This is a genomic window from Streptomyces sp. NPDC018833 (genome assembly GCF_044390825.1).
Taxonomy (GTDB): Bacteria; Actinomycetota; Actinomycetes; order Streptomycetales; family Streptomycetaceae; genus Streptomyces.
Genome location: NZ_JBIRZM010000002.1, coordinates 408831 through 422083 on the forward strand (window position 1 = coordinate 408831; position 13253 = coordinate 422083).

Annotated in this window: 12 protein-coding genes; 6 read left to right on the plus strand and 6 right to left on the minus strand. The window is 70.5% G+C overall.

The window, feature by feature from the left end:
• Window positions 1-15: 15 nt before the first annotated feature.
• The 5 genes from ACH5AF_RS05800 to ACH5AF_RS05820 form a co-directional block, all read right to left on the minus strand.
• The gene (locus ACH5AF_RS05800; protein WP_398900171.1) at window positions 16-1182 is read right to left on the minus strand and encodes a mechanosensitive ion channel family protein; all 1167 of its coding nucleotides are present in this window, start codon (window positions 1180-1182) and stop codon (window positions 16-18) included.
• A gap of 234 nt (window positions 1183-1416) precedes the next feature.
• Window positions 1417-3333: a transglycosylase domain-containing protein gene (locus tag ACH5AF_RS05805; protein ID WP_398900172.1), complete on the minus strand. Its 1917-nt coding sequence runs from the start codon at window positions 3331-3333 to the stop codon at window positions 1417-1419.
• A 92-nt stretch (window positions 3334-3425) separates the two neighbouring features.
• A complete protein-coding gene (locus ACH5AF_RS05810; RefSeq protein WP_398900174.1) occupies window positions 3426-4727 on the minus strand; it encodes a sensor histidine kinase in 1302 nt (433 codons plus the stop codon).
• Window position 4728: 1 nt separating this feature from the next.
• A complete protein-coding gene (gene cseB, locus ACH5AF_RS05815; protein WP_398900175.1) occupies window positions 4729-5466 on the minus strand; it encodes a two-component system response regulator CseB in 738 nt (245 codons plus the stop codon).
• Entirely contained in the window at window positions 5463-6182 is a 720-nt protein-coding gene (locus ACH5AF_RS05820; protein ID WP_398900447.1) for a hypothetical protein, read from the minus strand. Before ACH5AF_RS05820 ends, cseB begins: the two co-directional genes overlap by 4 nt.
• 297 nt (window positions 6183-6479) lie before the next feature.
• Here ACH5AF_RS05820 and ACH5AF_RS05825 point away from each other — a divergent pair, with 297 nt between their 5' ends.
• Window positions 6480-6839: a hypothetical protein gene (locus ACH5AF_RS05825; RefSeq protein WP_398900176.1), complete on the plus strand. Its 360-nt coding sequence runs from the start codon at window positions 6480-6482 to the stop codon at window positions 6837-6839.
• 111 nt (window positions 6840-6950) lie between these two features.
• Here ACH5AF_RS05825 and ACH5AF_RS05830 read toward each other — a convergent pair whose 3' ends face one another.
• Window positions 6951-7466, minus strand: coding sequence for an NUDIX hydrolase (locus ACH5AF_RS05830; protein WP_398900177.1), 516 nt, complete (start codon window positions 7464-7466; stop codon window positions 6951-6953).
• Window positions 7467-8467: 1001 nt separating this feature from the next.
• On the opposite strand from ACH5AF_RS05830, the gene ACH5AF_RS05835 reads away from it, so the two are divergent.
• Genes ACH5AF_RS05835 through ACH5AF_RS05855 form a run of 5 tightly spaced genes read left to right on the plus strand, consistent with a single transcriptional unit; the run spans window position 8468 to window position 13220 of the window.
• Window positions 8468-10318: a phage tail sheath family protein gene (locus tag ACH5AF_RS05835; RefSeq protein WP_398900178.1), complete on the plus strand. Its 1851-nt coding sequence runs from the start codon at window positions 8468-8470 to the stop codon at window positions 10316-10318.
• Between the two features lie 36 nt (window positions 10319-10354).
• Window positions 10355-10879: a phage tail protein gene (locus ACH5AF_RS05840; protein WP_215182818.1), complete on the plus strand. Its 525-nt coding sequence runs from the start codon at window positions 10355-10357 to the stop codon at window positions 10877-10879.
• A gap of 25 nt (window positions 10880-10904) precedes the next feature.
• Window positions 10905-11642, plus strand: coding sequence for a hypothetical protein (locus ACH5AF_RS05845; protein ID WP_398900179.1), 738 nt, complete (start codon window positions 10905-10907; stop codon window positions 11640-11642).
• Window positions 11635-12357 (plus strand): hypothetical protein, encoded by a 723-nt coding sequence (locus tag ACH5AF_RS05850; RefSeq protein WP_398900180.1) that lies wholly within the window; start codon window positions 11635-11637, stop codon window positions 12355-12357. Before ACH5AF_RS05845 ends, ACH5AF_RS05850 begins: the two co-directional genes overlap by 8 nt.
• Window positions 12354-13220, plus strand: coding sequence for a Pvc16 family protein (locus ACH5AF_RS05855; RefSeq protein WP_398900181.1), 867 nt, complete (start codon window positions 12354-12356; stop codon window positions 13218-13220). The genes ACH5AF_RS05850 and ACH5AF_RS05855 overlap by 4 nt, the downstream gene beginning before the upstream one ends.
• The last annotated feature ends 33 nt before the right edge of the window (window positions 13221-13253 follow it).

Below are 13253 nucleotides of genomic sequence, written 5' to 3' on the forward strand. Positions count from 1 at the left end.
GGCCCAGGGGCCACCTCAGTCACGACAGATGACCTCCGCACTGGGTGCTTGACCCGCCAGCGGGACAGCGTCTTCGCCTCCCGGCCCGGTGGCCGGCCGGAGAGGCTGGGGGTCGATCTCGGTGGCCGCGTCCCGCTGATGCGGAATGGTGACCGAGCCCTGTTGGAGCGAGACCGTCCGGGCGGGCGCGGGAATGCGGATGCCCTCCGCCAGGTACCGCTTGTGCAGACGCTTGATGAACTCGTGCTTGATCCGGTACTGGTCGCTGAACTCACCGACCCCCAGGATGACGGTCAAGCCGATGCGGGAGTCGCCGAAGGTATGGAACCGCACGGCGGGCTCGTGGTCGGGGACGGCACCGGTGATCTCGGTCATCACCTCGGCGACGACCTCGTTGGTCACCTGCTCGACGTGGTCCAGGTCGCTGTCGTAGCCGACGCCCACCTGGACGAGCAGCGTCATCTGCTGCTCGGGGCGGTTGTAGTTGGTCATGTTCGAGCCGGCGAGCCGGCCGTTGGGAATGATGACCAGGTTGTTGGAGAGCTCACGGATCGTCGTCTGGCGCCAGTTGATGTCGACGACGTATCCCTCTTCGCCGCTGCTCAGCTTGATGTAGTCGCCGGGCTGGACCGTCTTCGAGGCGAGGATGTGGATGCCCGCGAAGAGGTTGGCGAGAGTGTCCTGAAGGGCCAAGGCGACCGCGAGACCGCCCACGCCCAGGGCGGTGAGGAGCGGGGCTATCGAGATGCCGAGGGTCTGCAGCACCACCAGGCAGCCGATCGCGAGGACAGCGACGCGCGTGATGTTGACGAAGATGGTGGCCGAGCCGGCGACCCCAGGGCGGGACTGCGTGACCGTACGCAACAGGCCGGTGATCACCCGGGCCGCCGTGATCGTCGTGACGAGGATGAGCAGCACGGTCAGGGACTGGTTGACGTGCCGCTGGACCGTACTGGTCAGTGGCAGCACCGCAGCGGCAGCCGCCGCGCCACCTGCGATCGCCGCCCAGGGCACCAGCGCGCGCATCGCGTGGACGATGACGTCGTCCCCGCTCCAGCGCGTCCTCGTCGCGTGCTTGCCCAGCCACAGCAGCAGCATGCGGAGAAGGAGCGCGACCAACAGGCCTGCTGCCAGGGCGATCCCGGCCACGATCACGTCGCCGAGGGTGAGGTCCCGGTTCATCGGTCGCCTCCCGAAGGGCGCGGGAATCGGCCCACCGGCCGGATTTGATTCTTCGTCACTTGTACCTGCTCGAATCCAGGATGCATTGATCACGCCCGGTCGTTCGTACGACATCGGGTGCGACCGCTCATCCTGCCGCATACGCCTGGCCGCTCGTCACCGGGTCGGCGCAGACCGGCCAAGCACAACAGCCAAACTCACCATGCCGGACGCGGTCCACATCACGGACAGCCGCTATGGGAGCGTGTCCGGGAGGGGACGGGCCAGGCCGTCGGTGGAGCCCGCCGTGTACATCGACCAGATCCTTGCCGCGTCACCGTCATCGGCGCCGTTCAGCGTCACCTGCTTCTGCGACGTCGCGTCTTCACCGAACAGCGCGAGCGAGGTGACCAGTTCAGCGGAGCCGCCCACGAACCAGTCGGCCTTCCTGTCGTCCGACGGACCGCCGACGGTCACGGTCTGCGCCGGCCGGGCGCTCGACGCGGGGCCCACGACGGAGAACCGGCCGTTGCCGAGCGACGACTTCGCTCCGTACAACGCGGTGACTGTGCCCGCGGTCTCGGGCCGCACCACCTGCCCGCCGACCGAGGGCGGCAGCTGTGTCGCTTCACCCGCCCGCTCCGCCGCCTTCACGATCGAGGGCGTGACCTTCTTCCCGCCGTGGGAGAGCGTGGCGTAGACACCCGCCATCTCCAGTGGGCTGACGCCCATGAGTCCGAGTGTCGTCGCGCCGGGCACGGTGAAACCGCTCGCCTGCGGACTCATGCCCAGGTCCGTCGCGGTCCGGCGGATCTGCGCCGGGTCCGCGAGACCCCTGTTCTCCCACTGGGCCTCGGCGGAGGCCGCCAAGGCGACCGGGGCGAATGTCGGTCCGGCCTGGTAGTCGGAGCGGAGCGAGTTGTTGAGGAAGTGCTTCAGATAGTCCCTGCCCCCGTAGAGGGCCACGATGCGCCCGCTCCTGGGGTCCACCGACACCGCCCCCGCCTGCCGGTCGGAGCCGTCTGCCGCTCCGGACGCCGAGCCGTCCACACCCGGGCCGCCGTCCAGCCCGGCGGCGACGGCGTTCTCCAGAGCCCGCTGCCGGGTCGGGTCGATGTTGAGGGTGATCCGCCAGCCTCCGCCCGCCAGATCCTGCTCGCTGATGCCCGAGGCCATCAGCTCCCGCCGCGCCGCGTCCACCAGATAGCCGTTCTGGCCCGCGAGCCCCTGTGCCGGCTTCGGAGCCAGGGGCACGGGAAAGCGCATGTTCTGTCGGCGGGCCGGATCCAGCCAGCCTTCCTCCACCATGTTGTCCAGGACGTAGTTCCAGCGCCCCACGGCCAGCCGCCTGCCGCCGGGCGTGGCCGCGGCCCAGTCGTACTGGCTCGGGGCCTGCAGCAGCGCCGCCAGATACGCCCCCTGCTCGACGGTGAGGTCGTCGGCCTCCTTTCCGTAGTAGGCCCGTGACGCGGCCTGCACCCCGTACGCCAGTCGCCCGTAGTAACTGGTGTTGAGATAGCCGGCGAGGATGTCGTCCTTGGAGGTCTGCCGGTCCACCTTCAGGGAGATGACCAGTTCCTTCACCTTGCGCGTGACGGTCTGGTCCTGGCTCAGGTAGTAGTTCTTCACATACTGCTGGGTGATCGTCGAACCGCCCTGTTTGCCGCGGCCCGCCACGGTGTTGAGGATGCCGCGTGCGGTGCCACTGAGCGAGACGCCGGAGTCGCTGTAGAAGTCCTTGTTCTCGGCGGCGACGAACGCACGCTGCACATCCTTCGGCACCTGGTCGAGCGGCACGGACTCACGGTTGATGTCGCCGGTACGCGTGAGCCGTGTGCCGTCGCTGTAGAGATAGACGTTGCTCTGGGCCCTCGCCAGATCGTTGGCCCTCGGGATGTCGATGGCGATGTACAGCACCGTGAACCCGCCGATGAGCAGAGCACCCACGGTCACCACCCCCGCGAGCAGGCGTCGCCAGGTGAACAGCCGGCGTATCCCCGTGCGCGCCCCCGTCCGCGGCCGGGGGCGTGTACCGCCACGGCGGAAGGTGCCCCGCCGGGCCGCCGGAGCCGTTCTCGGGCCGTCCGGCGGCGCGCCGGTCTCCGCAACGTCGTTGCCGAGGCGAATGAATCGCTGCTCCACGGTTGGGTACGGGTTCCGCCTGATACGCATGGGCGCCATCCTCTGTGCCCAAGATCTTCGTCGGGCGGAAGGCCTGCATCGGCCGGGCCTCGGCTGTGCGTCGGACGTGCATCCCGTCCGTATCAGTCGTGTATCGGCGCCGGGCGGTCGGGCAGCCTCAGTGTGGCGACCGCCCCGCCGCCGGGGCAGTTGGCGAACGACAGCGCGGCGCCGATCACCTGGGCCTGGCCCTGGGCGATCGTCAGACCGAGGCCGTGCCCGGTACCCCGCTCCCGCGCACCTGTGCGGAACCGCTGCGGGCCGTCCGTGAGCAGGGACTGCGGGAAACCATCGCCCCGGTCACGTACGCAGACGGTCACCGAGGCGTCCCGCGGATGCCGTGCCACGGTGACGGTGACCGGCGCATGTCCGTGACGGTGCGCATTGACGACGAGATTGGCGACGATACGCTCCAGCCGGCGCGGATCCGTCCACACGACGGCAGCATCGTCGTCCGCCCCGCCCGCGGACTCCTCACGGCTCTCCGGTCCGTCACCGGACCCCGCCTCCTCGACGACGGTCGTCGCCGCCAGCCCCGTCCGGGCCACCGCCTGCGCCACCGCCGGACCGACCGGGCAGCGGGACGGATCCGCCTGCTCGGCGCCCGCGTCCAGCCGGGATATCTCCAGCAGGTCCTCCACCAGCGAGCCCAGCACGCGCACCCGGTCGCGCACATACCCGGCAGCCTCCCCTTCGGGCAGCAGCTCGGCCGCGGTCACCAACCCCATGAGCGGCGTGCGCAGTTCATGCGCCACGTCGGCGGTGAAACGCTGTTCTCCCCGCAGCCGCTGCTGGAGCGCCGCGGCCATCGTGTCCACGGCCGCTGAGATCTCGGCGATCTCGTCCTGCGGGCGCGGCGACGCGGAGATCCGGGCGTCGAGGTCGCCGTCGGCGATGCGGCGCGCCGTACCGGCCGCCGTACGGAGCCGGCGACTCATCCGCCCCGCGCTGAGCACGCCCAGCGGCAGAACGACCGCGGTGGTGAGCACGCCCGCCACGACGATGTTCGTGTCCAGCGCGGCGAGATCACGCATCGTCACGCTCAGGTCGACGCGTACGGACAGGACCTGACCGCCCGCGGGCCGGGCCGCCCACATCGCCGGGCCACGCTCGCCCGTGGTGAACTCGGTACCCTGGTGACCTCGTGCGACCAGCGCGCCCAGGGAGCGGGGCAGCCCTCGCGCGTCCAGTTCCGCGCCCGAACCCTGCACCGAACCGGTGCGCGCGTAGATGACGGCTGCCCGGTCGAGCGTGGTGCGAGCCGCGTCCCGCGCCTGCGACAGCTCCCGGTCGCGCGACGCGTGGTGCACCATCACACCGACGGCGGTCGCCACGGCGCAGATCGCCACGGCGACCAGGGCGGCGATCCGCCAGCGCAGAGCCATATCAGCGCCGGAGCTTGTAGCCGAAGCCGCGGACCGTCTCGATCCGTTCGGCGCCTATCTTGGCCCGCAGCCGCTGCACATGGAGGTCGACGACGCGGGTGTCGCCGTGCCAGGCGTGGTCCCACACCCGGCTGAGCAGCGTACGGCGCTCCAGTACGACACCGGGACTGGCGGCGAACTCGAGCAGCATCCGCAGCTCGGTCGGCGTCAGCGCCAGCGTCCGCCCGTCGCGCCGTACCTCCATGCCCCGGGTGTCGATCGTCAGATCGCCGAAGGTCACCGTGGTGCCGTCGGTGTTCCCGGCCGTGCCGTCTCGCCCGGCGACCGTGACCGGGGAGAAGGAGGCACGACGCAGCAGCGAACGGATCCGGGCGACGAGGACGGCGCTCTCGCACGGTTTCACCACGTAGTCGTCGGCACCCGCCTCGAGGCCGGACACCACGTCGAGAGTGTCGCCTCGCGCGGACATCATCAGGATCGGGGCGAGGCTGAACTCCCGGACGCGGCGGCACAGTCCGATGCCGTCCAGATCGGGCAGCATCACATCGAGGAGCAGCAGATCCGGATCGGTCTCGCGGAAGATCTCCAGCCCGGTCAGTCCGTCGGCCGCGGTCGCCACGGTGAACCCGTAGCGTTCGAGCAGCATGCGGACGGTGTTGCGGATCACCTCGTCGTCCTCGACGAGCAGCAGTCTGGCCTCGGCCGGCGCGCCGGGCGCGGAGAGCCGGTGGTGTGTCATCGGGGAGTCCTCGTCTGTGGGGCTGCGCTGTGCCCGGAACCCGCACCGGGCCCCGCCGTGGGACCGGCCGGCTCGTCGTGCGGTGCTACGGCCGCCATCACCGTGCCGTTCCAGCGGTAGCGCGTGGTGAACCGGCCGTCCCGGCCCGTGGAGGTGATCACCAGATCGTGGCCGAACGTCTCGCCGGTGATCCCGAGCTGGCCCCAGGTGATCAGTATCGGACGCACCGTGCCGCCCGACGCCCGGTAGACCTGAACGAGTGTCAACGAGGCATTCGGCTCGTCGAACGCGACCACCAGCTCGTCCAGTCCGTCACCGGTCAGCTCGCGGAACACCGGCTTGCGCAGCCCGCACTGTGCTCCCGGGCAGTCCGTCAGCGCGGCCCTGACCAGTTTCGGAACGTTGGGGTCCTTGTCCAGCAGATCTGGCACCGACACCGCGCGCAGACCGTCCGCGGGCACGGCGACCGAGGGCACGGCCTCGTACTGCCGGTACGTGGGACTGGGCTCACCCGCCGACGGCGGCACGGGCGGCTCGTACTGCGGCCACAGCGGCGAGGCACGCACCGGCGGCGACAACGTCGGCGCGGGGCCGCCGTCCCGCACTCCCGCGTGCGATGTGCAGGACACCAGCGCCGCCGCGGCCGTGACGGCGGCCAGAGCGACGGCCGCGGCGCGGTCGGCGCGGGGGAGACCGGTGCGGTGGAAGCGGAGCATAGGCGCCACAGCCTAACCGTGCGTTCCCCGCTCCCGAACGGTGGTTCGGGAGTGATACCGGCAACCCTCGTGCCGGACGGGCGGCTTCACCCACGTCCACGTCGACGGTGCGCGCATGCACCGGACTTCACCGAACCGAACCGCTGTCACAGCGGGTCGGCCCTGTCCGGGAGGGGAACGGTACGACGACGGGAGCGGCGTGAACGGGCGGGACGAACCACGGGCGAAGCAGCCGCGCAGGCTGTTGCGGATGGACGACGTGGCCCGCGGGACCGGTCCCCTCCCGCGGGCAGGGGAATGATCACCATCACGCCCAGAACACCTTCGCCATTGGACCGTCTTGCCCCGTACAGTGCCGAAGGCATGACGGCTCTTGAATCCTTCACCTTCGTTCGCCATGTCGACGGGCTTCGCTACCGCTTCGAACGCGTCGGCGAGCGCCACGATCGACCTGCGTATCGCCGAACCGATGGGCAGGTGTGGTGCTTTTGGGGACCAGACGACGGCTGGCACTGCGAGATCGCCGACGGGCTTGTCACCGCCCACCCCCTGAACAGCGACGGTGACGAACTCGAACCCCCCGCCACCGTCTGGCGCAGCCTCAAGGGCGACCGTTCCTACCTCTACGACCTCCGCCCCCTCGAACCTGAAGCGTGATCCGCCGGACAGTGCCTGGCGGGGCGCGGTGCCGGTGCACGAGTCCGGGCGCGACATGACCGGTGTACGTGCGTCCCGGCAGCAATGGACTCAGTCGTGGCCCGCGGCGGGTCAGATCCAGTTGTAGTTGGTGTCGTCCAGGGCCGGCAGGAGGGCCCGGGCAGCGTCGAGCGGCGCGGTTGGAGTAGCGAGCTCGGCGAGCGGGACCGGTGGGAACAGCGCTTTGCCGGCCGTGTCCTTGTAGTGGCTCCAGGCGAGGTGGCCGGCGCCGGCAGTGTCGTCGTGCTCGACGGTGCGTAGGCGGGTGCGAGTGGGGCCGGCGATGTGGACGCGGAAGACGAAGTGGAGTTTACGGGGTGGGGTGCTGCCGGGGCGGGTGACCATGGCGTCCTGGATCCAGGTCAGCTGCGGGACGCTGCTCGCCTCTGTGAGGTCCAGGCCCAGTTCTTCATCGAGTTCGCGTGCGAGGGCCTGGTGGATGGGTTCGCCGGGTTCGACGTTGCCACCTGGCAGCGTGTACTGGTCCTGGCCGTTCTTGGTGCGGTGGATCAGGGCGATCTCGTCGTCGTTGAAAAGGGCTGCCGCGACGCGGATCTTGATGCGGGTGAACGGCTCGGCGGAGGTCACGGAAAAGTTTCTCCTTCGGTGGGCGAGGCGCGGTGGTGTCCCCTGGACAGGTGGCGCAGGCAGATCATGCAGCACGCGGGTTGCACAAGCCGCCCGCACCTTCAGCGGCGAGGTCCAGGTCGCTCAGCCCCGTGATCGCGGCCGTGGCCGGACGCATGGTGCCGACCATCGTGTTGCGCGACGGCGACACCGCGTCCGCGCGCTTGCACAGCGCACCCGGGACCGCCGCACAGGGCCCGTCGGCGCCCGGCCCCCGGGTGTGGACGGAGCGCGCCCGCCCGTGGACGCCCCCTCTCGCCCTATGTGACGTTGTCCGTCCTGGATCTCCGCCTCGTCAGCGGTCGGCGGGAAGGAACCCCCTGAGCACCCCGGGGAGTTGACCGCGGCACCGGGTTGATCGCATTCCGGCCTCGGGCACGCCCGCTCCCGCCTGGTGGTCCGCCGCGGCGCCAACTCGGTGGCACGTCCGAACAGTGGGGCGTGAAGTGGCCAGACGCGGGAAGAGGACGTCGGGCCCGCCGGGACCGGTCCCGGCGGCGCTCACTCCGGCCGGCCGCAGCTGTACCGCAGCCACTCCCCCGGGTATTCCGCCACAATTCATTGCATCAGGGACACAAGGCGGCGCGCCGAAGTGTTTTCCGATCGGCCGGATTCAATCCCTGACCGACGCGGCGATGTGAAGTCGATGTGAATTCGTCTTCATATCTCATCACCGACATCGCGCTGACCACGCCGATCAGCCGACCGCTTCTTCACCGATACCTCGCGGCGGATGACCGAATCGGTCCTTGACCTGCACTTGAGAGACGAACGAGACTCGCAGAGGCACTCATGCATCAGGAGCCACAAACGCATGCGCATGCGAATGGCCCTGCGAGACCGATATCGCACGGGGTGTGTGGCGGGGGAAAGTGAAGAGCTCGATCGTTGCGTCCGCATGCGCGGACATGTGCTTCACGTCCTCTCCTCATCTCTTGGTGCGCGAAGGGAATGGAGGGGGAATGCCGACGCACATGGGCTATCCCGGCGTATACATCGAAGAACTTCCCAGCAGCGTCCGTACCATCGCCTCGGTCACCACTTCGGTGACCGCATTCGTGGGCCACACCCGCCGGGGTCCGCTCAACCAACCGGTCCGCATCACCAGCTTCGCGGACTTCGAGCGCCGCTTCGGCGGTCTGACCGCCCAGAGCGCTGTCGGCTATGCGGTGCACCAGTTCTTCGGCAACGGCGGCACGGTCGCGGTCGTCGTGCGCGTGGCCAAGGCCGGCACCGGCGAGGAGGCCTGCGTCACGCTCGAGTCCACGGAGGGGCGCAGCGAGTGCCCCGCGCTGGAGGTGCACGCCAAGGAGCCCGGCGTCTGGGGCTCGGGCCTGCGGGTGGCCGTCGACCACGACACCCCCACCCCGGACAAGACCTTCAACCTGCATGTCCTGGACGCACGCGGCGACGCGCGTGAGTCGTTCACCGGTCTGTCGATGCACTCCGCGCACGGCCGCTTCGCCGAGACGGTCGTGAACGCCGGATCCTCACTCGTGCGCGTGAAGGCACTCGACGAGGACCGGCCGGACCCCTCGGGCACGGTCTCCAAGCCGTTCGCCGCCGAGCTGCCCGACCTGAACGTCGAGCTGAAGGTCAAGATCGGTGATGTGGAGCGGGAGTTCACGCTCTACGAGCCTGACCGCGACGGTGAGCCGCCCACGGACGTCACCGAGCTCGCCCTGCTGCTGGAACGCAAGCTGCGGGCACTGCCCGACGCGCCGGGCAAGCACGCCTACGCAGGGGCCGAGGTCACTGCGTTCGGACGCCGACTCCAGGTCGTCGCCGGGTCCCTCGACCCGGACGACGTGGTGCGCTTCGTCGGGGAATGCGCCAACGACCTGGGCCTGGAGGCCTCGGTCAACCCGCCGGTCTTCGCGCTCACGGGCGGCAAGGACGGCGACGCCCCCGGACCGCGCGACCTGATCGGCAGTGAGGCGGACAAGACCGGTCTGCAGGCGCTGCGCGACGTCGACGACGTCAATCTGCTGGTGCTGCCCGAGCTGGCGGCGTACGAGTCGACCGAGGACATGGTCACCGTCGTCTCGGCGGCCGAGCAGCTGTGCCGGGAGCGGCGGATCTTCCTGCTCGTCGACTCACCCTCCACCTGGGGCAGCGTCGACGCGGCACGCGCCGGGATCGGTGCGTTCGACAGCGTGCGCAGCGACCACGCGGGGCTGTACTTCCCGCACCTGCAGCTGACCGACCCGCTCACCGGCCGGCTGCGTGCCTTCCCGCCCTCCGGCGCCGTCGCGGGTGTCATCGCCCGCACGGACGGCGAGCGCGGCGTGTGGAAGGCGCCCGCTGGCACCGAGGCGCGCCTGGCCGGGGTCCGCTCACTGACCGTACGGCTCACGGACCGTGACAACGGCCTGCTGAACCCGCTGGGCGTCAACTGCCTGCGTTCCTACCCCGTCGTGGGGCCGCTGGTATGGGGTGCGCGGACCCTGGCGGGAGCCGACGCCCTGCAGAGCGAGTGGAAATACGTGCCGGTGCGCCGGCTCGCGCTCCACATCGAGGAGAGCCTGTACCGCGGACTGCAGTGGGTCGTCTTCGAGCCGAACGACGAGCAGCTGTGGCAGCAGATCCGGCTGAAGGCATCGGCGTATCTCAACGACCTGTTCCGGCAGGGCGCGTTCAAGGGCGGCACGCCCCGCGAGGCGTACTTCGTGAAATGCGACAAGGACACCACCACCGACGCCGACATCGAGCGCGGCGTGGTGAACGTCGTGATCGGAATCGCTCCGGTCAAGCCTGCGGAGTTCGTGATCGTCAAGATTCAGCAGATCGCCGGCCAGTTCGACCTGTCGTAGTCCCAGGCCCGAGGAAGAGGAACACAAAGGAAACCGATGGCTGAGTTCCAGGTAAACGCCCATCGTTTTGACCCCTACAAGAATTTCAAGTTCCTGGTCCTGTGGGACGGTCGGACGGTCGCGGGCATCAGCAAGATCAGTCCGCTCAAGCGCACCACCGAGGTGGTCAAGCACCGCCACGGCGGCGACCCCAGCTCGCCCCGCAAGTCCCCGGGCCGCTCCGAGTTCGAGGGGGTGACCCTGGAGCGCGGGGTCACCCATGACCCCGAGTTCGACCGCTGGGCCAACAAGGTCTGGCAGGTCGGGGCGGGCCTCGGCGCGGAGGTGTCGCTGCGCGACTTCCGCAAGGACATCATCATCCAGGTCCTCAACGAGGCCGGGCAGGTGGCCGTCTCGCACAAGCTGTACCGGGCCTGGGTGAGCGAGTACCAGGTCCTCGGCGAGCTCGACGCGAACGCCAACGCCGTCGCCATCCAGAGCGTGAAGCTGGAATGCGAGGGCTGGGAGCGGGACTACGAGGTGCCGGAGCCCGTCGAACCGTCCTTCACGCACCCGGCCTGACCGCCGGGCGCGCCGAGGTACAGGAGTGGGACCCGCCGAACTGCTGGCCGTCTGGGAGGCCGGCCTGGCGCAGGGGGCAGCGGACAGATCGCTGCTGCTGCACCGGGCCGTCCGCCCGGCGGCCACGGCCGACGAACTGCTGTCGGTGCCGGTCGGAGAGCGTGAGGCGGATCTGTTCGCGCTGCGCCGGGCGTTGTTCGGCGAGCGCATGCAGGTACGTGTGGAGTGCGGGGCGTGCGGCGAGGCGATGGAGTTCGACCTCGACGCGGGCGTGCTGGGCAAGAGGAGCACGCCGCCTGAAGGGCCGCTGCGGGTGGCGGACGGTGAGTGGGTGGTCGACTTCCGGCTGCCGACCGTCGCCGACCTCGCGGCGGCCGCGACGGCGTCCCGCCCGGACGAGGCCCGCCGCACGCTGGTGACGGTCTGCACGGTCGCGGCGCTGCGGGGCGGTGAACCGGTCGCTCCGGGCGAGCTGGCCGCGCTGCTGCCGGAGCGCGTGGAAAGGCTGATCGCCGAGAAGGCGGCGCAGGCCGATCCGACGGCTGACGTGACGCTCAACGTCGCCTGCCCCGAATGCGGCGAGGCCACCTCGGCCGAGCTGGACATCACCTCCTATCTGTGGACCGAACTCGACACCTGGGCACGGGACCTGATGCTCGATGTCCATCTCCTCGCCTCCGCCTACGGGTGGAGCGAGCCGGAGATCCTGGCGCTCAGCCCGCTGCGGCGTCGTTACTACCTGGAGCTGTGCGCAGATGCCTGACTACTTCGACCGGCTGCTCGCCCGGTACACGCCGGTGGGCGGGGCGGCCGGTGCGCCCACCCGGGTGCGGCCACGGCTGCCCGGTCCGTTCGAGCGCGTGGAGGCGCTCCGGTACGGGCCGCGGGAGCCCGACGAGCCCGCGTCCCTGATCCCGTCGGCACACGTACCGCCGCCCGCTACCGAGGCGTCGGTCCGGCACGAACACGACGTACGTACGGAGAACCGCACGGTAGTGCGCACGGAGCGGATACGGGCGGCCGAGGGCGAGCGGTCGCCGGGCCGGCCGGCCCACGAGCCGCTGCTGCGGCCGGCCGCGCCCGTGCCGTCCCCGGTACGGCCCGCGGCACCACAGGCGCCGCGTTCGGCGCGCCGGGACCGTGCGGCGGACGACGCGCGTGACAGGCCGTCGCGGGCCGCCGCCCCCGCCGAGAGGGCGCACACCGCCGCCCCCGCACCCGCTCCGGTGACCGCGGTGCCCGCGCCCCGCCCGTCCGACGCGGCCGCGGTCCGCGGCGCGGCGCTCGGCTCGGTGGGCCGGCGCGCGCAGAGGCCGGCGGAACGGGTCGTGCATGTGCAGATCGGACGACTGGAGGTCAGCGCGGCGCCACCACCGCAGGCGGCGGACCGTCGGCCGGCCGGGCGCGGTGGAAGGACCGCGCCCCTACTGACCCTTGACGACTACTTGTCGCGCGGCGAGAGGAAGGACCGACCATGAGCAACGCACTCGCCGTCGCGACGGTCACCCAGGCGCTGGCCCTGCTCATCGAGAGCAACCTCGGCCCGGAGATGGACATCGCGGTCAAGGTGGAGACCCGCAAGCCGCCGAACGAGCCGCCGAGCGAACCGACCGTCACGGTGTTCCTGTACCAGGTGACGCCGAACCCCTCGATGCGCAACGTCGACCTGCCGGCCAGGTCCTCGGACGGCACCCTGGTCAAGCGCCCGGTGGCGGCGCTGGATCTGCACTATCTGATCAGCGCGTACGGCGAGGAGGCGGAGCTCGTCGGGCAGCGGCTCATCGGCTGTGTGATCCGCACGCTGCACGAAATCCCCGTACTGCCCAGGGAGTTGATAGAACTCGCGGCGGAGCGGCCGTACCTGGCGGGCTCGGACCTCGCCGAGTCGCCGCAGAAGGTGCGCTTCACGCCGACGGTGATGGACATCGACGAGACGTCGAAGCTGTGGGGGATGCTGCACCAGACGCCGTACTCCCTGTCGGTCGCCTACCAGGCGTCGCTGGTCCTGTTGGAGGGCCGGGAGCGGCCGACGCCGGCGAAGCCGGTGAAGGAACGGACGGTACGCGTCCTGCCGTTCGGTGCGCCGGGCGCGCCGGTGCCTCCGGGGGCGGGCTCGCCCGCCGATGCCGCGGAGACCGCGGAGGCCGACGAGCCGGTCGGGGCAGATGCGTCGGCTGCGCCGGCTCCAGAGCCGGAGAAGGCCACCTCCACCGCGCCGGCGCCGCGGAAGGAGCCGGCCAAGCGGACCGCACGCTCGGCGCCCGCGAAACGGGCCGCTCCGGCGCATCCGACGCGCAAAGAGGGCGGGCCGGAAGTGCCGAAGCAGGGCCGAAAGAGCTGAGCCGGAGTGCCGACCACGGGGGCGGGTGAGGAC